This is a genomic window from Arthrobacter sp. FB24, from assembly GCF_000196235.1.
Taxonomy (GTDB): Bacteria; Actinomycetota; Actinomycetes; order Actinomycetales; family Micrococcaceae; genus Arthrobacter.
The window spans coordinates 818,051-838,642 of the sequence record NC_008541.1 but is presented as its reverse complement, the minus strand read 5'-3'; the positions used below and the strand labels follow the sequence as shown (position 1 = coordinate 838,642).

17 protein-coding genes and 1 riboswitch are annotated in these 20,592 nt (G+C 65.9%); of the genes, 6 read left to right on the top strand and 11 right to left on the bottom strand.

The window, feature by feature from the left end; all coding sequences use genetic code 11:
• Positions 1 to 5: 5 nt before the first annotated feature.
• On the top strand, positions 6 to 845 hold the full coding sequence (locus ARTH_RS03975) for a siderophore-interacting protein (protein WP_011690638.1): 840 nt from the start codon (positions 6 to 8) through the stop codon (positions 843 to 845).
• A 44-nt stretch (positions 846 to 889) separates the two neighbouring features.
• On the opposite strand, the gene ARTH_RS03970 is transcribed toward ARTH_RS03975, so the two are convergent.
• The 3 genes from ARTH_RS03970 to ARTH_RS03960 form a co-directional block, all read right to left on the bottom strand.
• Positions 890 to 2,386 (bottom strand): threonine/serine ThrE exporter family protein, encoded by a 1,497-nt coding sequence (locus ARTH_RS03970; protein WP_011690637.1) that lies wholly within the window; start codon positions 2,384 to 2,386, stop codon positions 890 to 892.
• A 31-nt stretch (positions 2,387 to 2,417) separates the two neighbouring features.
• The gene (locus ARTH_RS03965; RefSeq protein ID WP_043429389.1) at positions 2,418 to 3,491 is read right to left on the bottom strand and encodes a lipid II:glycine glycyltransferase FemX; all 1,074 of its coding nucleotides are present in this window, start codon (positions 3,489 to 3,491) and stop codon (positions 2,418 to 2,420) included.
• Between the two features lie 137 nt (positions 3,492 to 3,628).
• On the bottom strand, positions 3,629 to 4,450 hold the full coding sequence (locus ARTH_RS03960; protein WP_011690635.1) for a DNA/RNA non-specific endonuclease: 822 nt from the start codon (positions 4,448 to 4,450) through the stop codon (positions 3,629 to 3,631).
• A 153-nt stretch (positions 4,451 to 4,603) separates the two neighbouring features.
• On the opposite strand from ARTH_RS03960, the gene ARTH_RS03955 reads away from it, so the two are divergent.
• Positions 4,604 to 5,155, top strand: a complete 552-nt coding sequence (locus tag ARTH_RS03955) for a TspO/MBR family protein (protein WP_011690634.1) — start codon at positions 4,604 to 4,606, stop codon at positions 5,153 to 5,155.
• A 32-nt stretch (positions 5,156 to 5,187) separates the two neighbouring features.
• Here the strand turns inward: ARTH_RS03955 and ARTH_RS03950 are convergent, their stop codons facing one another.
• From ARTH_RS03950 to ARTH_RS03925, 6 genes are all read right to left on the bottom strand, one after another.
• Positions 5,188 to 6,615 carry an L-serine ammonia-lyase gene (locus tag ARTH_RS03950; RefSeq protein WP_011689932.1) on the bottom strand — a complete coding sequence of 476 codons (1,428 nt, stop codon included), beginning with the start codon at positions 6,613 to 6,615 and terminating at the stop codon, positions 5,188 to 5,190.
• A 157-nt stretch (positions 6,616 to 6,772) separates the two neighbouring features.
• Positions 6,773 to 8,110, bottom strand: coding sequence for a serine hydroxymethyltransferase (glyA, locus tag ARTH_RS03945; protein WP_011690633.1), 1,338 nt, complete (start codon positions 8,108 to 8,110; stop codon positions 6,773 to 6,775).
• Positions 8,107 to 8,490, bottom strand: coding sequence for a glycine cleavage system protein GcvH (gcvH, locus tag ARTH_RS03940; protein ID WP_011690632.1), 384 nt, complete (start codon positions 8,488 to 8,490; stop codon positions 8,107 to 8,109). The genes glyA and gcvH overlap by 4 nt, the downstream gene beginning before the upstream one ends.
• 177 nt (positions 8,491 to 8,667) lie before the next feature.
• Positions 8,668 to 9,825, bottom strand: a complete 1,158-nt coding sequence (gene gcvT, locus ARTH_RS03935) for a glycine cleavage system aminomethyltransferase GcvT (protein ID WP_011690631.1) — start codon at positions 9,823 to 9,825, stop codon at positions 8,668 to 8,670.
• 11 nt (positions 9,826 to 9,836) lie between these two features.
• On the bottom strand, positions 9,837 to 12,689 hold the full coding sequence (gcvP, locus tag ARTH_RS03930; protein ID WP_011690630.1) for an aminomethyl-transferring glycine dehydrogenase: 2,853 nt from the start codon (positions 12,687 to 12,689) through the stop codon (positions 9,837 to 9,839).
• 201 nt (positions 12,690 to 12,890) lie between these two features.
• Positions 12,891 to 12,989: riboswitch (glycine riboswitch) on the bottom strand.
• Between the two features lie 149 nt (positions 12,990 to 13,138).
• Entirely contained in the window at positions 13,139 to 13,678 is a 540-nt protein-coding gene (locus tag ARTH_RS03925; RefSeq protein ID WP_043429386.1) for a TetR/AcrR family transcriptional regulator, read from the bottom strand.
• Between the two features lie 69 nt (positions 13,679 to 13,747).
• Here ARTH_RS03925 and ARTH_RS03920 point away from each other — a divergent pair, with 69 nt between their 5' ends.
• On the top strand, positions 13,748 to 15,346 hold the full coding sequence (locus ARTH_RS03920; RefSeq protein ID WP_011690628.1) for an MFS transporter: 1,599 nt from the start codon (positions 13,748 to 13,750) through the stop codon (positions 15,344 to 15,346).
• Between the two features lie 89 nt (positions 15,347 to 15,435).
• Here the strand turns inward: ARTH_RS03920 and ARTH_RS03915 are convergent, their stop codons facing one another.
• Positions 15,436 to 15,915 (bottom strand): Dps family protein, encoded by a 480-nt coding sequence (locus ARTH_RS03915; protein ID WP_011690627.1) that lies wholly within the window; start codon positions 15,913 to 15,915, stop codon positions 15,436 to 15,438.
• A gap of 192 nt (positions 15,916 to 16,107) precedes the next feature.
• Between ARTH_RS03915 and ARTH_RS03910 the strand changes: the two genes are divergently transcribed.
• The 3 genes from ARTH_RS03910 to ARTH_RS03900 are packed head-to-tail and all read left to right on the top strand — an operon-like array spanning position 16,108 to position 19,769.
• A complete protein-coding gene (locus ARTH_RS03910) occupies positions 16,108 to 17,142 on the top strand; it encodes a nitrilase-related carbon-nitrogen hydrolase (RefSeq protein ID WP_011690626.1) in 1,035 nt (344 codons plus the stop codon).
• Complete coding sequence (locus tag ARTH_RS03905; protein ID WP_043429384.1) at positions 17,139 to 18,164, top strand: agmatine deiminase family protein; 1,026 nt, start codon at positions 17,139 to 17,141, stop codon at positions 18,162 to 18,164. The genes ARTH_RS03910 and ARTH_RS03905 overlap by 4 nt, the downstream gene beginning before the upstream one ends.
• 30 nt (positions 18,165 to 18,194) lie before the next feature.
• Complete coding sequence (locus ARTH_RS03900; RefSeq protein ID WP_011690624.1) at positions 18,195 to 19,769, top strand: APC family permease; 1,575 nt, start codon at positions 18,195 to 18,197, stop codon at positions 19,767 to 19,769.
• Between the two features lie 24 nt (positions 19,770 to 19,793).
• Here ARTH_RS03900 and ARTH_RS03895 read toward each other — a convergent pair whose 3' ends face one another.
• Positions 19,794 to 20,336, bottom strand: a complete 543-nt coding sequence (locus tag ARTH_RS03895) for an AMIN-like domain-containing (lipo)protein (RefSeq protein ID WP_011690623.1) — start codon at positions 20,334 to 20,336, stop codon at positions 19,794 to 19,796.
• Positions 20,337 to 20,592 lie beyond the last annotated feature (256 nt).

Sequence of the window (20,592 nt, the reverse complement as noted above, 5' to 3'; positions counted from 1 at the left end):
CTTCCATGACTTCCCTTCCTGCTGCTACATCTGCCAGCCGAAAATCGCGCCCCCAGACGAACCTCACGGTCCTCCGGCGCGAGGAACTCTCGCCGCACATGGTGCGGATCGTGGCCGGCGGCGAAGGCTTCGCCAGCTATGTGAACAACGACTACATAGACCGATACGTGAAGATTGCCTTCCCGCAGCCCGGCGTCGAATACCCGCTCCCCCTCGACCTTTGGGCCATCCGGGAAAGCCTCCCACGCGAGCAGTGGCCATACACCCGGACGTACACCGTCCGCTGGGTGGATGAAGAGGCCCGCGAGCTGGCCATCGATTTCGTGATTCACGGTGACGAGGGCCTGGCGGGCCCATGGGCGGCGAAAGCCCGGGCCGGCGACAGCCTGGTCTTCACAGGCCCGGGCGGCGGCTACAACCCCGATCCCGCGGCCGACTGGCACCTTTTCGCCGGCGATGAGGCCGCCCTGCCTGCCATTGCCGCCGCCATCGAGTCGCTGCCGCCGGAAGCCCGGGGAATTGCGTTCCTGGAGGTGGACAGCGACGCCGAAATCCAGCCCATCCAGGCCCCTGCCGGACTGCAGATCCACTGGCTGCCGCGCAACGGTACCCCTGCAGGCAGCAGCGATCTCCTGGTCAGCGCCGTACGGAATGCCGAGTGGCCTGGCGGCCGGGTGCAGGTCTTCGCCCACGGTGAGCGCGGCTACATGAAGTCCCTCCGCGAGGTCCTCTACCGCGAGCGCGGCCTGGAGCGCGCGCAGGTGTCGTTGTCCGGCTACTGGGCCAAGGGCCGGGTGGAGGACGACTTCCAGGCCGAAAAGAAGCTCCCCATCGGGCAGATCTAAGAGGTCCGAATCCGGCAGGTCCGCATCCGGCTGCTCGTGGCCTGCTAGCGCCGCCGGGCGCGGCGGCGTTCGTTGCTGGCCAGGCTCCGGGTGAGCGGACGGGCCAGGGTGTCGCCGAGGACGATGCCGGCCGCCACTCCCAACACGATCGCACCGGCATTCAGCATGCCCCCGGCACCCATCAGGATCTCCGACTCTTCAATGGTCAAGACATACATGGAGCGGAATATAGTGAGGCCGGGCAGGAGGATCAGGGCCGCGGGAACAGCCACCACTAGCTGGGGGGCGCCCATCTTCAAGGCAACCACCCTGGCCAGGAGGCCTATGACCACCGCGGCGACGGCCGGGGAAAACCTTGAACCCATGCCGATCAGGTCCGCGCCGAGCAGCACAAGATGTCCTACTACGCCCACCGCCGCGGTGGGAAGGAGGAGCTTCCAGGCGGTCTGTTCCGTGATGCCAATGGCTACTACCGCTACGGCCACCAAAATGATGAGCGCCCACAACGGATACGCCGGCGGGAATGTTTCCGTGACGTCGATTTCCTCCATGCCCATCTTCGAGCCCAGCACGAAAGCGACGGAGATGCCGGACACCAGCGCACCGAAGGTCAGCATGGTGGACAGGAACCGGCCCGCCGCCGTGACGGGGAATCCGTTGATAGCGTCCTGCACCGACGAGACAAGCCGGCCCGTGGGCAGGAGCAGCAGGATGCCGCCCACCACGACGATGGCGGGCGCGATTTGGATGCCCACCGGACTGCCGAACCGCCACAGCAGCAGGGCGATAAACGTCACCAGGAATGCGCATGATGCCGTGGCGAAGAAGTCCGGAACCCGCCAGCGGCTCAACTGCCGGGCTAGCAGGCTCACCAGGATGTTCGAGCCGAATGCGACCGCCGAAGCGCCGGGGCCCCCGCCCAGTACGCCTACGAAAACTGCGGCGAACACCGCGAAGGCCACAGTGACCATCCAGCGCGGAAACGGCTTGGAGCTGCGGATAATTTCGTCCAGCCTGCGGACTGCCTCATCCCGGCCAACGCCGCCGGCCACAATGTCCGTCACCAGCTGGTGCACCTGTGCCAGGCCCGCATAGTTGTTGGTCCAGGACCGCACCACCCTGAGCAGGGAAATGGGGGTCTGGTCCTTGGGCGCGTAGTTGATGGCAACCGACTGGTTGGTGATGTCCACTTCGATGTGCTTCAGGCCCAGGGCCGCCGTGATCGCGATGATGCTGGTTTCCACTTCCAGGGCACCGGCGCCGTATCGGAACATGGACTCGGCGAGGTGGAGCGCAAAGTCGATGGTCTTCCGCGCGGAAGTGTCCACTCCCCCCACTTGGATCATGGGGTTGGCGTAGGGGCTGCCGGCGAGCCGGTCCACAATGCTCATGGGTGCGGTGGGCGGGTTTTCGCCCTGCACCAGCCTGCGAAGCATGCGCTTGGCCGCTGCGTTCTGCCGTACCTGGGATGCGGTGAGAGGTTGGGTCGGGGGCAGCGCCGCCGTGGGCGGCCTGCGGCGACCGTCGGGTGCTTTGGTCATTGCGGCCTCCTCAAGGGCTCCACAAGGGTATCTAGTAGAACTGCTGGCCTGTTCGCCTGGTGTACAGCTGGCGTGCCACACGTTCGCCGGCGGCCATCCAGGCCTTGTATTTCAGCGGGTTGAGCACCTGGTCGTAGCAGCCTACGAAGTCGGTGACCGTCTTGCTGAAGCTGGTCTTGAACAACCCCAGCCCGTGGAACGGGTTGGAGGTGTCCTTGAGTTTGTCGCTCGGAGGGGTGCCGCAGAAGTCGTATTCCGTGCAGCCGAGTTCCTTGACCTGGTTGATGGCCGTCCACTGGACCAGGTGGGAGTCGCCGTACTGGGTGCGCTTTTGGAGCGAGCCGCCGTCCTTGTAGGTCCCCTTCCGGCCGTAGTTGATCACAAAGGCACCCACGGACGGAACGCCGTTCTCGTAGACGAACAGGAGCCGGCCCTGCCCGCGCTTGATGAAGTTGGTCCAGAACTGCCGGTAGTACTCGTACTCCCTGACCCTGACCTGCGACTTCGCTTCCACCGTGGTGGTCATGAGCGAATACATGGACCGGAAGTTCTCCTCCGTGGGATCGACGTTGTGGACTTCCACGCCCTCCCGGATGGCCCGGCGGACAGCGTTGCGTCCCCTGGAGTGCAGGTTCCGCAGCAACTGGTTCTCCTCCGGCGCGATGTCCAGCAGCGCAGTGGAGTCATTGGGCTGCAGGTTGTGCGTCTTCACCAGGCCCGCGCCCTCGAGCACCCGCTTTGCGTCCTCGGAAAGGACGATGTCCGGCTCGATCTTGATGGCAAAGACGCCCAGCTTTGCTCGCTTCACGAACTCCGCGTTCGCGGCGGCGATGCCCGGGATATCCTCAACCGCCGCCACGTCCGGCCCCTTGATGAGGTACCACAGCTTGCCCAGTACAGGAAAGGACTTCTGCAGCACCAGGTTGTAGCTCGTGTAGTCCGCGGTTTCGTAGACCAGGTGGAGGGGTTGCCAGCCAAAGTGTTGTTTGACCTCGGCGAACGCCTCGGACTGAAGCAGGTTTCCGCCGTTCGGGTTCGCGATGACATGGTTGTCCCAGTTGGCGACCTCCTCGGCGGAGGCAAAGCGGGCGGTGAATTCTCGCAAGTGCGCGGTGTCCAATCTTTGCGGTCGGTGCTTCGGCTGCATGCCAGGCATGCAAGCCACAAGTCTATCGGCCCTCCCAAGGAGGACGTTGACCCTAGGAGCACGTTGACCGGTTGGCTCCCTTGCGGCGTCCGGGTTCAGAGCCGGATCTGCTCCATGGACTTGAGCCGCACGGCCAGCGGCTCCTTGCCCAGGGCACGCTGGCTCTTGGCCAGCCGGTCCGCGTTTTCCAGCCGGGACAGGCTCAGCCCGGTCAATTCGGCGATCCGGGCCACAGGAACCTGAAAGGTGCGGAAGGGACCCAGCGGCGGCGGTTCATCGGCCAGGAGCCGTTCCCGGATAGCCTTCTTGAGCTCCACCTTCCCCAACAGAGGGGACTGGTCCAGCAGGAATCCGGCAGCAGCGAGTTTTCCGTCCATGGTCCAGGCCGCGATCTTCCAGAACATCCGGGGTATCTGCACTCCCCGGTAGGGCAGGTCGTCGTCCTCCAGGACCGGCCCCGTGAACACGCTCAGCTTGGCGTCATTGAGGTCCGCGTGGCTGAGCACATGGTCTTCCAGCCCCACCCACAGTTCTTTGCCCTGGTTGAAGTCGTCAACCTGTGGCGCGGCATTGGTAAACGAGAAGGTGTCCTGGTTGGCTGCCTTGGCCGTCGCCTCATCGCCCCACACCGGATCCAGCCGCCGCACCAGGTGTCCCCGGTCAAAGGCGTTGTTCTTGTAGACTTCCGGACCCGCCTGCTGCTCCTTCGGGACCCGGGCATCGAAGTGCCAGGTTCCCTCACGGGCCAACGGCACCAGTTCGCGTCCGTGAATATTTACGCCGACGACGGCGGCCAGCTTCCGCGCCGTGCGCAGCCGGACGGAAAAGTGTGTGTAGTCAAGCAAAACGGTTGCTGCCGCCGGACTGGGCAGCTCAAGGCGTGCCCGCAGAAAGTCCCGGTCATATCCCCCAGTCATAGCTCCATAGTGGCACTCCAGCCTCAGGGTGAACAGAGCATGCGAACAGTGGTTGGCGGGCAGCGATCGCGACCAGCCGTGAAGGACTCATGTGCCAGTGGCCGAGTGCTGGATCGACTTGACTCAACATGCCGTACTCGCGAGGGTTGAACTATGAAGGCACCGCACGAACAGGCCATGGCGGGCCCCGCTGACGGCGCCCGTCCCGGCAGCCGCAGCACGGGTGCGCAACTGCTCGGCCTGGCTGTATTCCTGGGAGCCTCCGCGCTGGTCGCCTGGCTGGGTGCTTTCGCCACGCTGGGCAACGTGGACGGCTGGTACGCCACAGCGGACAAAGCCCCGTGGTCCCCGCCGAACTGGGTCTTCGGTCCGGTCTGGACCATGCTGTACACAGCCATGGCAGTCGCCGCGTGGCTCGTCTGGCGGCACGGCGGACAGCGCACCGTCCCCGCCTTGAGGGCGTACGGGATCCAGTTGGGCTTGAACCTGCTGTGGACGCCGGTGTTCTTCGGCCTTTACCCGGTGATGGGCACGGCGTCGCTCTGGCTGGGGCTCGCGATCATCATTTCCTTGATCATCGCCGTGACCTTCACCGTCCTGCGTTTCGGCCCTAGCAGCCGGGCAGCCGGCCTGCTGCTGTTGCCCTACGTTTCCTGGCTGGTTTTCGCCAGCAGCCTGAACTGGTGGGCGGCTTTGCACAACTAGGTCTCGACAGGCCCGACCATCGGGTTAGGGGGTCAGCATTCGACGACGTTGACGGCGAGGCCGCCCATGGCGGTTTCCTTGTACTTGGAGGACATGTCCCTGCCGGTCTCGCGCATGGTCACGATCACCTCGTCCAGGGACACCCGGTGCGTGCCGTCGCCCCAGAGCGCCATCTTCGCGGCATTGATGGCCTTCGCCGCCGCGATCGCGTTCCGCTCGATACAGGGGATCTGCACCAGCCCGCCGATCGGATCACACGTCAGCCCCAGGTTGTGCTCCATCGCGATCTCCGCCGCGTTCTCCACCTGCTGCGGCGTCCCGCCCATCACCTCGGCCAGGCCCGCGGCGGCCATCGACGACGCCGACCCCACCTCACCCTGGCAGCCCACCTCCGCCCCCGAAATGGACGCCTGTTCCTTGTAGAGCACCCCGACCGCACCGGCAGCGAGCAGGAACTTCACCACCACATCATCCCGGTCCTGCCGGCTGGCCCGGTCCATGCCCGGCGCGAAATGCAACGCGTAATACAACACCGCCGGGATGATCCCGGCCGCCCCGTTCGTCGGCGCCGTGACCACCCTGCCGCCGGACGCGTTCTCCTCGTTCACCGCCAACGCGATCAGGTTCACCCACTCCTGCCAGTACTTCGGATCCCGGTACTCCGGGTCCTGGCCCCGGTTCTCCTTCAGCAAACGCTCGTGCCAGTCCGGCGCACGACGGCGGACCTTCAGCCCGCCGGGCAGCAGCCCCTCACGCTTCAGGGACACCGCCACGCACTCCTCCATCACCGAGTAAATGTGCAGCAACCCCTCCCGGATCTCCGCCTCGGACCGGGAGGCGCGTTCGTTGACGAACATGATCTCCCCAATGGACAGGCCCTTGGACTGGCACCGGCCCAGCAGCTCCGCCGCAGTCCGGAACGGCAGCGGCAACTCCTTCTTCGACTCCTCCAACTCCTGCTGCGCCGCGTCCTCCTCGCCCTCACGGACAATAAACCCCCCGCCCACCGAGAAGAACGTCGCCGCATGCAGCACCTCCCCGCCAGCATCCGTGACAGTGAAAGTCATCCCGTTCGTGTGCCGCGGCAGGATGGTCAACGGCCGCAACACCATATCCTTCACCCCGTACGGCAGGACCACCCCGGCACCATCAACAGCACCGGCCAGCCGCAGCATCCCGGACTCCGCGATCGCCGCCAGCCGCTCCTCCACCTCGGCCGGGAGGATCTTCTCAGGATGGAACCCCTCCAGCCCCAGCAGGATCGCCGTCATCGTCCCGTGACCGTGCCCCGTCGCGGCGAGCGAACCATACAAATCCACCCGCAGCCCGGCCACCCTCTCCAGGGCACCGGAAGCCTTCAGCTCCTCGGCGAACACCGCCGCAGCCCGCATCGGACCCACCGTATGCGAACTCGAAGGCCCAATCCCGATGGAAAAAAGATCAAAGACACCAACGGCCATGGTCGGTTCCTAACTAGGTGTAGCTGTGGTCCGGCAGATGGTCCTGCCGGATGGCGGTGCAACCGCCGGTGGGCGGTCGCACTGCCGGATGCACGACGACGGGCGGCAGCTTGTGGCGGCCGCCCGCGTCGTGATCTCTACTTCTGTAATACGTGCTCTAGCCGAGGTTGGCAACCGAGGGGTAGAGCGGGTGGGCGGCGGCGAGGGCCTCCACCCGGGAGCGCAGGACGGAGAGGTCCGCGCCGGCGTCGGCGATTAGCGCCTCAGCGATGATATCCGCAACCTCGGCGAAGGCGGCTTCGCCGAAACCGCGGGTGGCGAGGGCCGGGGTGCCGATACGCAGACCCGAGGTGACCATCGGCGGCCTCGGGTCGAACGGCACGGCGTTGCGGTTGACGGTGATGTCGATTTCCGCGAGGCGGTCCTCGGCCTGCTGGCCGTCCAACTCACAGTTGCGCAGGTCCACCAGGACCAGGTGGACGTCGGTGCCGCCGGAGATCACGTTGATCCCCTTGGCGGTGACGTCCGGCTGGACCAGGCGGTCCGCCAGGATCCGGGCACCGGCAAGGACGCGTTCCTGGCGTTCCTTGAATTCCGGGGACGCGGCGATCTTGAACGCCACGGCCTTGCCGGCGATGACGTGTTCCAGGGGTCCGCCCTGCTGGCCGGGGAACACTGCCGAGTTGATCTTCTTGGCGATGTCGGCGTCGTTGGAGAGGATGATGCCGCCGCGGGGCCCTGCGAGGGTCTTGTGCGTGGTGGACGTGGTGACGTGCGCGTGCGGAACCGGTGACGGGTGCAGCCCTGCGGCGACCAGCCCGGCGAAGTGCGCCATGTCCACCATCAGGTAGGCGCCAACGGAGTCGGCGATGCGGCGGAACTCGGCGAAGTCCAGCTGGCGGGCGTAGGCGGACCAGCCGGCGACGATCAGCTGCGGCTTGTGCTCCTGGGCCAGGCGCTCCACCTCGGCCATGTCGATCCGGTGGTCCTCTTCGCGGACCTGGTACGGGATCACGTTGTACAGACGACCGGAGAAGTTGATCCGCATGCCGTGGGTGAGGTGGCCGCCGTGGGCCAGGTTCAGGCCCATGATGGTGTCGCCCGGCTTGATCAGCGCGTGCATCACCGAGGCGTTCGCCTGCGCTCCGGAGTGCGGCTGCACGTTGGCGTATTCGGCTCCGAACAGGGCCTTCACCCGGTCGATGGCCAGCTGCTCGACCACGTCAACGTGTTCGCAACCGCCGTAGTAGCGCTTGCCCGGGTAGCCCTCGGCGTACTTATTGGTCAGCACCGAGCCCTGCGCCTGCATGACGGCCTTGGCGGTGTGGTTCTCCGAGGCGATCATTTCCAGGCCGGTGCGCTGGCGGGCCAGTTCGTCGTCGATCTTCGTCGCGATCTCAGGGTCCAGCGCGGACAGGTCCGCGTCCAGGGACGGGGAGACAACCTGCTCAAACGCGACGGTGCCTGTGCCTGCGGCCGCGGTTGCGCCGCTCACAGTTCGCCGCCGTTCTTTGAAGCGTATTCCTCGGCGGAGAGCAGCGGGCCGTCGGAATCCGCAGCCACCTTGAAGAGCCAGCCGGCACCGTACGGATCGCTGTTGATCAGTGCGGGGTCGTCCACGACGGCGGAGTTGGTTTCCGTGACCTCGCCGGTGACCGGGGAGTACAGGTCCGAAACGGACTTGGTGGACTCGACCTCGCCGCAGGTCTCCCCTGCGGTCACGGTCGAGCCAACCTCGGGCAGGTCAACGTACACGATGTCGCCGAGGGCATCCGTGGCCACGGCGGAGATGCCGATCGACACCAGGTTGCCGGCCTCACGGGCCACCCACTCGTGCTCGTCGGAGTACTGCAGTTCAGCGGCAACTTTTGCCATGTGTTTTTCCTTCAGTTTGGTTTGCGAAAAGTGAGAGAGCGTTGGCCCAAACGCTGCAGGAAGTGAGAGAGCGTTGGGGCCGGGATCCGGCAGCGTGTGTCAAAGCGACAAAGGAGCAGCACGCGTGAAAACGGGGCCAGCCGGTCCCGGAGCCGGGAACTGCTGACAGCCTATGGGCTACTTTTGGCGCTTGTAGAAAGGCAGTGCGACGACTTCGAACGGCTCCGCCTTGCCGCGCAGGTCGATGTCCAGGGCGGTACCCACCTCGGAGAATTCGACGTCGACATAGGCCAGAGCCACGGGGTAGCCCAGCGTGGGGCTCGGCTGGCCGGAGGTCACTTCGCCGACAACTGCGCCGTCCTTGAGGACCGGGTAGTGGCTGCGCCCGGCGCGCCGGCCCAGGCCCTTGAGGCCCACCAGCTTGCGGCCGCTAGTGGCGCCCGCGCCGCCGGCCTTGAGGGCTTCAAGCGCCGCGCGGCCCACGAAGTCGCCCTCCTTGGCGAGTGAGACTACCGGACCGAGGCCCGCTGCGTAGGGGTTGCCTTCGCGGGAGAGCTCGTTGCCGAAGAGCGGCATTCCGGCTTCCAGGCGCAACGAGTCGCGGCATGCCAGGCCGGCGGGGACAAGCTCGCCCTCCTCGGCGACGGCCCCGATGGCCTGCCACAGGGCTGCGGCGTCGTCGTTGTCCACGAAGATCTCGAAGCCGTCCTCACCGGTGTAGCCGGTCCGGGCCAGCAGGAGGTCCTTGGTGGCGCCGGCCACCAGGAAGGGAACTTCGACGGCGGCGTAGTACTTCAGTCCGGTGACCAGCTCGTGCTGTGCCGCCGGAACCAGGCGAAGCAGGATGGCTTCGGCCTTGGGACCCTGGACGGCGATCAGCGAGGTGCGGGCGGAGGCGTCGTCCACCACGACGTCGAACTTTGCTGCCCGTTCGGCGAGGGCGGCGGCGACCACAACGGCGTTGCCGGCGTTGGGCACCACCAGGAACTTGTCCGTGCCGTTTCCTGCGGCGTCCGCCGCCGGGCGGCGGTAAACGATGAGGTCGTCGATGATGCCGCCGTCTTCCTGGCAGATCAGCGAGTACTTGGCCTTGCCCACGGACATGGCGGAAATTTTGCCGACCAGGGCGTAGTCCAGGAAGGCTGCGGCGTCCGGGCCGGTGACCCAGACTTCGCCCATGTGGGAGAGGTCGAACAGGCCGGCGGCCTTGCGGACGGCGTGGTGCTCGGCCAGTTCGGAGGAGTACTTCAGGGGCATCTGCCAGCCCCCGAAATCGGTGAAGGACGCGCCGAGCTTCTTGTGCTCTTCATAGAGCGCGGTGTAGTTCTCAGTCATCGGGGGAATCCTTAGTTTTCGAAGTCTTCGATGGGCGGGCAGGAGCAGATCAGGTTGCGGTCCCCTGCAGCTCCGTCGATGCGGCCCACGGGCGGGAAGTACTTGTCCTGCTTGAGGTGATGGACGGGGAAGGCGGCCTGCTCACGCGGGTACTCGCGGTTCCAGTCGGAGGAGACGACGGCGGCCGCGGTGTGCGGTGCGTTGCGCAGCGGGGAGTTCTCCACCGTGAAGTCGCCGTTGGCCACCTGGTCGATTTCCTGGCGGATGGTGATCATGGCATCGATGAAGCGGTCAATCTCCACGAGGTCCTCGGACTCAGTGGGCTCCACCATGAGCGTGCCGGCAACCGGGAATGCCAGTGTGGGGGCGTGGAAGCCGAAGTCGATGAGGCGCTTCGCCACGTCTTCCGCGGTGACTCCCGTCTTGGCAGTCAGGGCGCGCAGGTCCAGGATGCACTCGTGCGCCACGAGTCCGCCTTCGCCGGTGTACAGCACCGGGAAGAACTCGTTCAGGCGGGAGGCGATGTAGTTCGCCGCCAGCAGGGCCGACTTGGTGGCTTCGGTCAGGCCGGCGCCGCCCATCAGCTTTACGTAGGCCCAGGAGATCGGCAGCACCCCGGCGGAGCCGAAGCGGGAAGCGGAGATCGCAACGCCGTGCCCGTCCTCGTGGGCTGCCTTGTTGGCATCGCCCGGCATGAACGGCGCAAGGTGGGCCTTGGCCGCAACCGGGCCGACGCCCGGTCCGCCGCCGCCGTGCGGGATGCAGAAGGTCTTGTGGAGGTTCAGGTGGGACACGTCGCCGCCGAACTTGCCCGGCTGCGCCAGGCCCACCAGGGCGTTCAGGTTGGCGCCGTCAACGTAGACCTGCCCGCCTGCTGCGTGCACCGAGTCGCAGATTTCGCGGACGTCGGCGTCGTATACGCCGTGCGTTGACGGGTACGTGATCATGATCGCGGACAGGACGTCTTTGTGGGTTTCGATCTTCGCCTGGAAGTCGGCGTGGTCGATCGTGCCGTCAGCGGCGGTGGCCACGACGACCACCTTCATGCCGGCCAGGACGGCGGACGCGGCGTTGGTACCGTGCGCCGAGGCGGGGATCAGGCAGACGTTGCGCTGGTCATCACCGCGGGACAGGTGGTAGCCGCGGATCGCCAGCAGGCCCGCGAGCTCGCCCTGGGAGCCTGCGTTCGGCTGGATGGAAACCTGGTCGTAGCCTGTGATCTCCGCGAGGTCCGCTTCCAGGCCGTCGATCAGCTCACGCCAGCCTTCGGTCTGGGAGTCCGGGGCGAAGGGGTGGATGGAGGCGAACTCCGGCCAGGAGATGGCTTCCATCTCGGCGGTGGCGTTCAGCTTCATGGTGCATGACCCCAGCGGGATCATGGTGCGGTCCAGGGCGAGGTCGCGGTCCGAGAGCTTGCGGATGTAGCGCAGCAGCTGGGTTTCGGAGCGGTGCGTGTTGAAGACCGGGTGCTGCAGGTAGTCCGAGGAACGTTCGACGGCGGCGTCGAGGGCGAAGCCTGCGTCGTCGGAGGCAACCTCGGCGCCGAAAACGGCGGCAACGGCGGCGACGGTTTCCGGCGTCGTGGTTTCGTCAGCGGAGATGCCGACGGTGTCGGCATCGATGCCGCGCAGGTTGATGCCTTTGGCTTCGGCTGCGGCGACGATGTCAGCTGCTTTGCCCGGGACGCGGACGGTGATGGTATCGAAGAAGCTGCCGTGCAGGATCTCGAGGCCCGCGCCCTGCAGGGATGCCGCCAGGGTGCGGGCGTTCTTGTGGATGGTCTCGGCGATGGACTTCAGTCCGTCAGGGCCGTGGTACACGGCGTACATCGACGAGACGATGGCCAGCAGCGCCTGTGCGGTGCAGATGTTGGACGTGGCCTTTTCGCGGCGGATGTGCTGCTCGCGGGTCTGCAGGGCAAGGCGGTAGGCCGGGGTGCCTGCGTTGTCCTTGGACACACCCACCAGGCGGCCGGGCATGGAACGCTCAAGGCCCTTCTGGACGGCCATATAGGCGGCGTGCGGACCGCCGAAGAACAGCGGCACACCCAGGCGCTGGGTGGAGCCGACGGCGATGTCCGCACCCTGCTCACCCGGAGGGGTGATCAGGGTCAGTGAGAGCAGGTCGGCCGCCACAGTGACCAGTGCGCCGCGTTCCTTGGCGGCGGCGATGACGGCGGCGTGGTCGAACACCCGGCCGGACACGCCCGGCTGCTGCAGCACGATGCCGTTGATGTCGCCGTCGGGAAGCCCCTTGGAGAGATCCGCCACCTCAACCTCGAAGCCGAGCGCCTCGGCACGGCCCTTGACGATGGCGATGGTCTGCGGCAGGACATCGGCGTCCAGGACCGTCTTGCCGTCATGGGCGGCCTTGTTCTTGTTGGCACGCCGCATCATCAGGACTGCTTCAGCCACGGCGGTGGCTTCGTCCAGGAGGGAGGCGTTGGCGATGGGCAGGCCCACGAGGTCCTGGACCATGGTCTGGAAGTTCAGGAGTGCCTCAAGGCGTCCCTGGGAAATTTCCGGCTGGTAGGGGGTGTAGGCGGTGTACCAGGCCGGGGACTCGAGGATGTTGCGGCGGATCACCGCCGGGGTCACCGTGTCGTAGTAACCCTGGCCGATCATCTGTACGGCCGTCTTGTTCTTGGCAGCCAGCTTGCGCAGCTCGGCCAGTACTTCGACCTCGCTCAGGGCGTCCTGCAAAGTCAGGGCGACTTCCTGGCGGATGTCTTTGGGGACCGCGGTGTCTACCAGCGAGTCCACGGTGTCGTAGCCGACGGACTTGAGCATGGTGTCGATGTCGGCCTGGCGGCGGGCGCCAATATGCCGGTCGACGAAGGTGGTGGAGGCTGAACTAACCGTCACGAAGGAACTCCATTACTAATGGCGGCGCAGGGTACGCCGCAGTGGTCCGGGTTCCTCCCCGCTCTGTATTGGACCTGAGAGTTTCCGCAGGACCGTGCTCTCGCACAGCTCCGCTTGCACCGTCGGTGAGCATGGCGTGTCCTGGTTTGCCCCCAACTGGGTTGGGACACAAACGGACAGCATGCTGCTTTCCAGAGTTGCCTTGCCGCGGCGGTACATGGGCCTGAGAGATTCCTGGGGAGGGTTTGCTCCTACGGCGCCTGCTTGTACCTACTTGCAGAACTCTCCCGCCGCAGATCAAAGGCATATTTAGTTAGCGGTGACAACAGTCACAGCGTCAATTGTCCTACGCGCAGGTCCAGTCTGCAAACTCCGCAGCCAGTCCGACGGCGCGTTACGGCCCGAATCGCGGCGGTCCCGGAAGGCAGACCCACGCCCTCGTGGCGCTGTCAGCCGCGAAGCCGTTCGACGGCCGCCAGCAGGCTGTCGACGTCGCCGCTCATTTCGGGCGGGGCGGCGCCGGGGCCGCTGGCCAGCATGGCATTGAAGTAGAGGCCGTCACCCATGTACAGCACGGCCTTGGCCATGGCCGGACCAACGTCCCCGGCCAGCAGTTCCAGCCAGCTCCCCTGGACGGCCGCGAAGCGGTGCAGCGTCTCCTTGTGCGCTACTTCGGCAAGCCGGGTGGCAGCCACAAAAACCCGGTCCAGCGGAGTGTCCGCCCAGAGGGAGGACTTGATGAAGTAGACCGCGGCGCCTTCCGGAGCTTTGGCCATGGCGTCCAAATCCCCGGCGACCAGCCGGTCCATGCGCTCCAGCAGGGCAGAAATCATGGCTTCCTTATTCGGGAAGTGATACAGGAGACCCCCCTTGGAAACCCCTGCTCGCCGGGCCACGGCATCCAGCGTCGCGGCGCGTTCACCCACCTCGATCAGCAGGGATTCAAAGGCGTCGAGCACAGCCTCGCGGGCAACGGGTTTTCTGGCCATGGTTCCTATCATGCCCGGTGGTCCGGGCTCGTTTCTTAACTATACCGTCCAGACGGTACAGTTATCTTCATGGGAAACTCGCAGTCACCTTCGACGCCGGCCACGCAGCGCCTCACTTCCGCAGCGCCCGCCGCTATCGGCAGCCGCGCCCCCGGCCCCAGGCCGGGTCGCGACTGGCTGGCCCTCGCGCTTTTGATGTTCCCGGTTCTGCTGGTCGCCGTGGACAACACCGCACTGACGTTCGCACTGCCCGCCATCGCCAGCAGCCTCGACCCCACCGGCGTTCAGCTGCTGTGGATTATCGACGCCTACCCCCTGGTCCTGGCCGGCCTCCTGGTCGCCATGGGCAGTTTCGGCGACAGGATCGGCCGCCGCCGGCTCCTGCTAATCGGCAGCACCGGTTTTGCCGCCGTCTCCGCAGCAACGGCATTCGCCCCCAGCGCGGAATGGCTCATTGCCGGCCGCGCAGCGCTTGGATTTTTCGGTGCGATGCTCATGCCTTCCACCTTGTCCCTGATCCGGAACATCTTTCCGGACCCCAACCGGCGCCGTCTGGCTATCGCAATTTGGGCAGCAGGGTTCTCGGGTGGTGCCGCGCTGGGGCCGATCTTCGGCGGCTGGCTCGTGGAGCACTACTGGTGGGGCGCAATCCTGCTGGTGGCCGTGCCCATCATGCTGCCTATCCTGCTGCTTGGTCCGGCCCTGATTCCCGAATCCAGGGACCCCAGCCCGGGAGCCGTTGATGCCGCCAGCATCGCCCTCTCCCTGGTGACAATGGTTCCCTTGGTCTACGGCATCAAGTCGCTGGCAACGGAGGGCTTCGGCCCGGCGGCGGCGGCCATCGGTTTCGGACTCCTCATGGGCTACGCCTTCATCCGGCGCCAGAAGAGGCTGCCCAGCCCCCTACTGGACATCAGCCTCTTTGGAAACAGGATCTTCAGCACGGCCATCACGGCCAATGTCCTGGCGCTTTTTTCCTTCAACGGCTTCATCCTGTTCCTTGCCCAGCACCTCCAGCTGCTGGAGGGCCAGCAGCCCACGGAGGCCGGAATTGCCATGATCCCGGCGCTGGTTGCCACTGTGGTTGCAGGCCTGGTGGTGGTCCCGCTGGTGCGGAAAATAAGGCCAGGCTTTGTGGTGGCCGGAGGTCTTTCCCTAAGCGCCACCGGCTACTTCATGGTGGCCTTCGGGGACCACTCGGGCGGTCCGGCCATCCTGCTGGGCGCACTCCTGGTCCTGGCCCTCGGCGTGGGAGCAGCCGAAACGATTTCCAACGACCTGATACTGGGGTCGGTCCCGCCGGAGAAGTCGGGTGCGGCAGCGGCCATTTCGGAGACCGGTTACGAGATTGGCTCACTGCTCGGAACGGCCGTCCTCGGCTCGATCCTGACGGCGTCCTACCAGCGGAACCTGGTCCTGCCGGAGGGCATCGCAGCCGTCGGCCCTGCCGGCGCCGCGCAGGGGATCACCCAGGCCCGGGAAACCTTGGCCGGGGCCATGGAACTCGCCCATTCGCTCCCCGCACCGCTGGCGGACGCCCTGACGTCCGCCGCCCGGGTCGCGTTTGAATCGGGCGTCCATGTGACGGCCTCCATCGGGCTGGTACTGATGGCGGGAGCGGCAACGCTCGTCGCCGTCGTTCTCCGCGGAGTGCCCAAGGCCACTTAGCGCCGGCGGGCCGCCATCCTCCGCCCGCACCCGCCAAACAGAAAGCCCGGCACCGGAATCATCCGGTGCCGGGCTGACGTAATGCGGTCTTACTTACTGTCGGGGGTGGTCACGCTGGCGGAGGCCTTCATGTTCTCCGCGCCCACCATCCAGGCGTACTGCTCGAGCTTGGCGATGAACTCATGAAGCAGGTCCGCCGTCGTGGGGTCTTCCTCGTCGACTTCATCGTGGACCTTACGCATGGTGCCGACAGCCGCTTCGAGGGCCGCGACGATGCGGTCTACGGCGTCCTTGGTGCTGATCAGCCCCTGCGGGAACTGCGCAAGGCTCGTGGTCTCGGCGACCGTGGCACTGCGGCCGTCCGGCAGGGCATGGAGTGCACGCATGCGCTCCGCCATGTCATCCGCGAAGTTACGGGCGGCGTCGATGATTTCATCCAGCTGCAGGTGGAGGTCGCGGAAGTTCGTTCCCACGATGTTCCAGTGGGCCTGCTTGCCCTGGATGTGCAGTTCAATCAGGTCCGCGAGCACAGCCTGCAGATTATTCGTCAGCGTCGGTGATGCCTTCATTGATCCTCCTGGTGTCAGCGGTTTCTCGGGTAATCCGAAACTATCCCAGCCGCCACAGCGGCGCCACCGAATCTCGCGGGCGGCTTAACAAAATGACTATTCTTCATTTTTCCCTTGCCAAGGGACCCCTCCACGTGAATACTAAATGAACGTCATTCATTTAGTGACGACCGTCTCACTGGAGTATTCACCATGATTGAAATCACTTGCCTTGAACCGCCCGCTTCCCTGGCACGGACGCGGCCCTCTGCCCGCCCCGCCCTGAGGATCGCGGTAGTCCAGCACCGCTGGCACGCCGACGCCGCGGCACTCAGCGCCGAACTTGATGAGGGCATTGAACGCGCCGCCCGGCTGGGAGCCACCGTCGTCTTCCTGCCGGAACTCACTTTGTCCCGCTACCCGGCGGATACGCTCCCCGACAACGACACATCCCGTCCGTGGGCCGCCCGTCCGCGCCCCTCGGACCTCGCCGAGGACCTGCTGACCGGCCCCACGTTCCGGTTCGCCGCCGGGGCCGCCCGCCGGCACGGTATCACCGTCCACGCCTCCCTGTACCAGCGGGCGGAGAACCCGGACGGTTCGGACGACGGCCTGGGACTGAACACGTCCGTCCTGGTGTCCCCCGAGGGCGAACTGCTGGCGCGCACGCATAAGCTTCACATCCCGGTGACCGCAGGCTACTACGAGGACAAGTTCTTCCGCCCGGGCCCGGCCGTGGAGGACGCCTACGAGGTCCACTCCCCCGCCGAACTGGGCGGCGCCCGGCTGGGCATGCCCACCTGCTGGGACGAATGGTTCCCGGAACTCGCGCGCCTGTATTCCCTGGGTGGCGCGGAAATCCTGGTCTATCCCACGGCCATCGGCTCGGAACCCGACCACCCGGACTTCGACACCCAGCCACTCTGGCAGCAGGTGATCGTCGGCAACGGCATCGCCAACGGCCTGTTCATGGTGGCGCCGAACCGCTGGGGAAGTGAGGGGACGCTGAACTTCTACGGTTCCTCCTTCATCTCGGACCCCTACGGCCGGATCCTGGCGCAGGCTCCACGCGACGAATCCGCCGTCCTTGTCGCCGACCTGGACCTGGACCAGCGCAGGGACTGGCTCACGCTGTTCCCGTTCCTGGCCACCCGCCGTCCGGACACCTACGCCCGGCTGACCGACCCCGTACGGCGCGACCAGCCCCTCGGCGGCGAAGCACCGACCTACCACGAGGTGACCGCGTGAGCCCCTGGCGCATGCCCGCCGAGACGGCTCCGCAGGAGCGCATCTGGATGGCGTTCCCTACCGGCGGCTACACCCTCGGCGACACCGCCGAAGAGGCACACGCCGCGCGGACAGTCTGGGCGGCCGTCGCCAATGCCGCCGTCGAATTCGAGCCGGTCACCATGGTGGTCACCCCCGACGACGTCCTGACCGCCGCGCGCTACCTGGATCCCGCCGTCGAGGTGCTCACCGCGGACTTGAACGATGCGTGGATGCGGGACATCGGCCCCACCTTCGTCCTCGACGGCGACGGGCGTCTCGGCGCCGTCGACTGGGTGTTCAACGGCTGGGGCGGGCAGGAATGGGCCCGCTGGGACAAAGACTCGCTGATCGGGGCGGAAGTCGCCGGCCGGTCCGGCGCCCGGCACATAGCCTCCGCGCTCGTCAATGAAGGCGGCGGCATCCAGGTGGACGGCGAGGGAACCGTGCTGGTGACAGAGACGGTGCAGCTGGACCCGGGACGCAACCCCGGACTGTCCAAGGCCGAGGTGGAAGCAGAGCTCGCCCGGACCATCGGCGCCACCCATGTCATCTGGCTTCCGCGCGGCCTGACCCGGGACTCAGAGCGGTTCGGCACCCGGGGCCACGTGGACATCGTGGCCGCCATCCCGTCCCCCGGCACACTGCTGGTGCATTCCCAGCAGGACCCGGAACATCCCGATTTCGAGGTCAGCCGCGAAATCATCAATTTCCTCTCGGCCACGCGGGACGCAGCCGGCCGAGAGTGGAACATCATCGAAGTCCCCGCTCCCGTGGCACTCAGTGACCCGGAGGGCTTCGTGGACTACAGCTACATCAACCACCTCGTGGTCAACGGCGGTGTGATTGCCTGCACCTTCGGCGACCCCAACGACGAAAAGGCCCTCCGGATCCTCGCCGATGCCTACCCCGGCCGCCGCGTCGTGGGCATCGACGCCCGCGAACTGTTCGCCAGGGGCGGCGGCATCCACTGCATCACCCAGCAGCAACCCGCTGCCTCCTAGAACGTACGGACCACCCAGAAAGGGCCTGACATGACCCAAACCATCCGCCCCAGCTCCCCGGCCGGCGCAGCCGGCACGGCATTAGCAGGCACTGACGCACCCGGCACCCCGCACGGCATTACCGGAAAGGGACTGAAGGGCGGGCAGCTGGGCCTCCTCGCCGTCGTCGTCCTCGGCATTTCCACCATTGCACCGGCCTACACGCTCACCAGCGCCCTTGGACCCACCGTGAACGAGGCCGGGCTGCAGTTGCCCGTCATCTTCCTCATCGGCTTCATCCCCATGATTCTGGTGTCCCTGGCCTACCGGGAACTCAACGCCGATTCGCCGGACAGCGGCACCACTTTCACCTGGGTCACCAAAGCCTTCGGCCCGTGGGTGGGATGGATGGGAGGCTGGGGGCTCCTCGCCGCGAACATCATCGTGCTATCAAACCTGGCCGCGGTGGCGGTGGACTTCTTCTATTTGTTCCTCGCCCAGCTCACGGGCGTGCCGGAGCTCGCAGACCTGGCCGCCGACAAGGTGCTGAACGTCGCGACCTGCGTCGTGTTTGTGGCGCTGGCCGTTTGGGTCAGCTACCGCGGCCTGCATACCACCAAGATCGTCCAGTACGGCCTGGTGGGTTTCCAGCTGCTTGTGCTCGGGCTGTTCGTGGCCATGGCCTTTGCCAACTGGTCTTCCTCGGAAACCTCCATCCCGTTCAGCTGGGAATGGTTTGACGTCACCAAAATCGAGACTTTCGGCCAGATTGCCGCCGGCATTTCGCTGTCCATCTTCGTGTACTGGGGCTGGGACGTCTGCCTCACCGTGAACGAGGAAACGGCCAATGGCAAAAAGACAGCGGGCATCGCCGGCACCCTTACCGCCGTCGTAGTCCTGGGCATCTACCTCCTGGTCAGTATCGCCACCATGATGTTCGCCGGTGTGGGTACGGAGGGCGTCGGACTGAACAACGAAGAAAACCACGCAAACATCTTCACCGCGCTGGCGTCCCCCGTCATGGGCCCTTTCGCCATCCTTATGTCGCTGGCGGTTCTGTCCAGCTCGGCAGCTTCGCTGCAGTCCACGTTTACCTCCCCGTCGCGGAGCCTGCTGGCCATGGCCCACTACGGGGCCCTGCCAAAGCCCTTTAGCCACATGAGCAAGAAGTTTGCGACGCCGGGCTTCGCAACGATCGCAGCGGGTGTCCTCTCCGCAGGGTTCTACGCAGTGATGCATGTGGTCAGCGAAAACGTCCTGAACGACACCATCCTGGCCCTCGGGCTGATGATCTGCTTCTACTACGGGCTGACGGCGTTCGCGTGCGCATGGTACTTCCGCAACACCGTCTTCAGCAGCGTCCGCAACTTCATCCTGCGGCTGCTCTGCCCGCTGCTCGGCGGGCTTGGCCTGCTGGTGGTGTTCCTGCAGACTGCCGCGGACAGCCTGGCGCCGGAGTTCGGCAGTGGATCGGAGATCTTCGGCGTGGGACTGGTCTTCGTCCTCGGCGTGGGAATCCTCGCGCTGGGAGCGGTGTTCATGCTGCTCATGGCCAGGCTGAATCCCGGGTTCTTCCGCGGCGAAACGATCCGCAAGGACACCCCTGCCCTGGTGGTTCCCGAGTAAGGCCGGTCAGGGAGTTCCGGCAGGTCACCAGTAATGGGCCACGTCAATGACCAGACGGGATCCGGTCCCGGGTCCGTCCAGGCTGAACACCCGGAAGGGAAGGCGTCCGCGGACGCCAAGGCCGATGGTTGAATATCCTTCAAAGCTCCCGGCCCAGGCCACCTGGCGGAAGGTCTGGTAGCCGCCAACGTTGGACAGTTCATTCCGGTCGGCCGGATTGAAGGTGGAGTTTCCGCCGTCGTCATAGGCGGGAGCATTGACAGTGATCTGCAGGAACGCCCGGCCCCTAAGCGGAACCGGCAAGCCCGAACCGTCCTGCACCACAGTGGGGACATACCTGACCGTGTAGCCCTCCACCGGACCGTTGAGGTCTACCACCAGGCGGTCGAAGCAGTAGTGCTGCCCGGTGCGCACGTTGGTGACCTTCGCGGTGCTCATGGCCGCCTCGGACTTCGCCAGCGAACCCCACACCAGTCCGCAATAGGAGGCGGACGCCGGCGCAGGTGCCACCAGGCCCAGTCCCGTTGCCATCAGGATTGCCGCCAGCCACACTTGAAACTTCTTCATTTCAGCCACCCTTGGAAGTGATGAGATATCTCAAGCGTAGGAGCCCTGACAGGCGAAAACGAGGGCCGAAATGCCTTCGGCGCCCAACCGTTAGCCTCCCCCCGGGCAGGTCACGGGACGGCCAACCAGCTGCGCCATTGCCGCCATTCCGGTTCCGTCCGGGTCGCTTTTGGACGCGGTTCCGTGACATCGGATAACGACGGCGGCCCCTGGGAGGCGCTGGTGAAACAGCGCAGGCGCCGGCAGCCCTTGCGGG

Coding starts and splice junctions, on each gene's coding strand:
- ARTH_RS03975 (WP_011690638.1), top strand. CDS start 6: ATGACTTCCCTTCCTGCTGCTACATCTGCCAGCCGAAAATCGCGCCCC.
- ARTH_RS03895 (WP_011690623.1), bottom strand. CDS start 20,336: ATGAAGAAGTTTCAAGTGTGGCTGGCGGCAATCCTGATGGCAACGGGA.
- ARTH_RS03950 (WP_011689932.1), bottom strand. CDS start 6,615: ATGGCCGTTGGTGTCTTTGATCTTTTTTCCATCGGGATTGGGCCTTCG.
- ARTH_RS03955 (WP_011690634.1), top strand. CDS start 4,604: ATGAAGGCACCGCACGAACAGGCCATGGCGGGCCCCGCTGACGGCGCC.
- ARTH_RS03920 (WP_011690628.1), top strand. CDS start 13,748: ATGGGAAACTCGCAGTCACCTTCGACGCCGGCCACGCAGCGCCTCACT.
- ARTH_RS03925 (WP_043429386.1), bottom strand. CDS start 13,678: ATGGCCAGAAAACCCGTTGCCCGCGAGGCTGTGCTCGACGCCTTTGAA.
- ARTH_RS03960 (WP_011690635.1), bottom strand. CDS start 4,450: ATGACTGGGGGATATGACCGGGACTTTCTGCGGGCACGCCTTGAGCTG.
- ARTH_RS03970 (WP_011690637.1), bottom strand. CDS start 2,386: ATGACCAAAGCACCCGACGGTCGCCGCAGGCCGCCCACGGCGGCGCTG.
- gcvT (WP_011690631.1), bottom strand. CDS start 9,825: ATGACTGAGAACTACACCGCGCTCTATGAAGAGCACAAGAAGCTCGGC.
- ARTH_RS03900 (WP_011690624.1), top strand. CDS start 18,195: ATGACCCAAACCATCCGCCCCAGCTCCCCGGCCGGCGCAGCCGGCACG.
- ARTH_RS03910 (WP_011690626.1), top strand. CDS start 16,108: ATGATTGAAATCACTTGCCTTGAACCGCCCGCTTCCCTGGCACGGACG.
- ARTH_RS03915 (WP_011690627.1), bottom strand. CDS start 15,915: ATGAAGGCATCACCGACGCTGACGAATAATCTGCAGGCTGTGCTCGCG.
- gcvH (WP_011690632.1), bottom strand. CDS start 8,490: ATGGCAAAAGTTGCCGCTGAACTGCAGTACTCCGACGAGCACGAGTGG.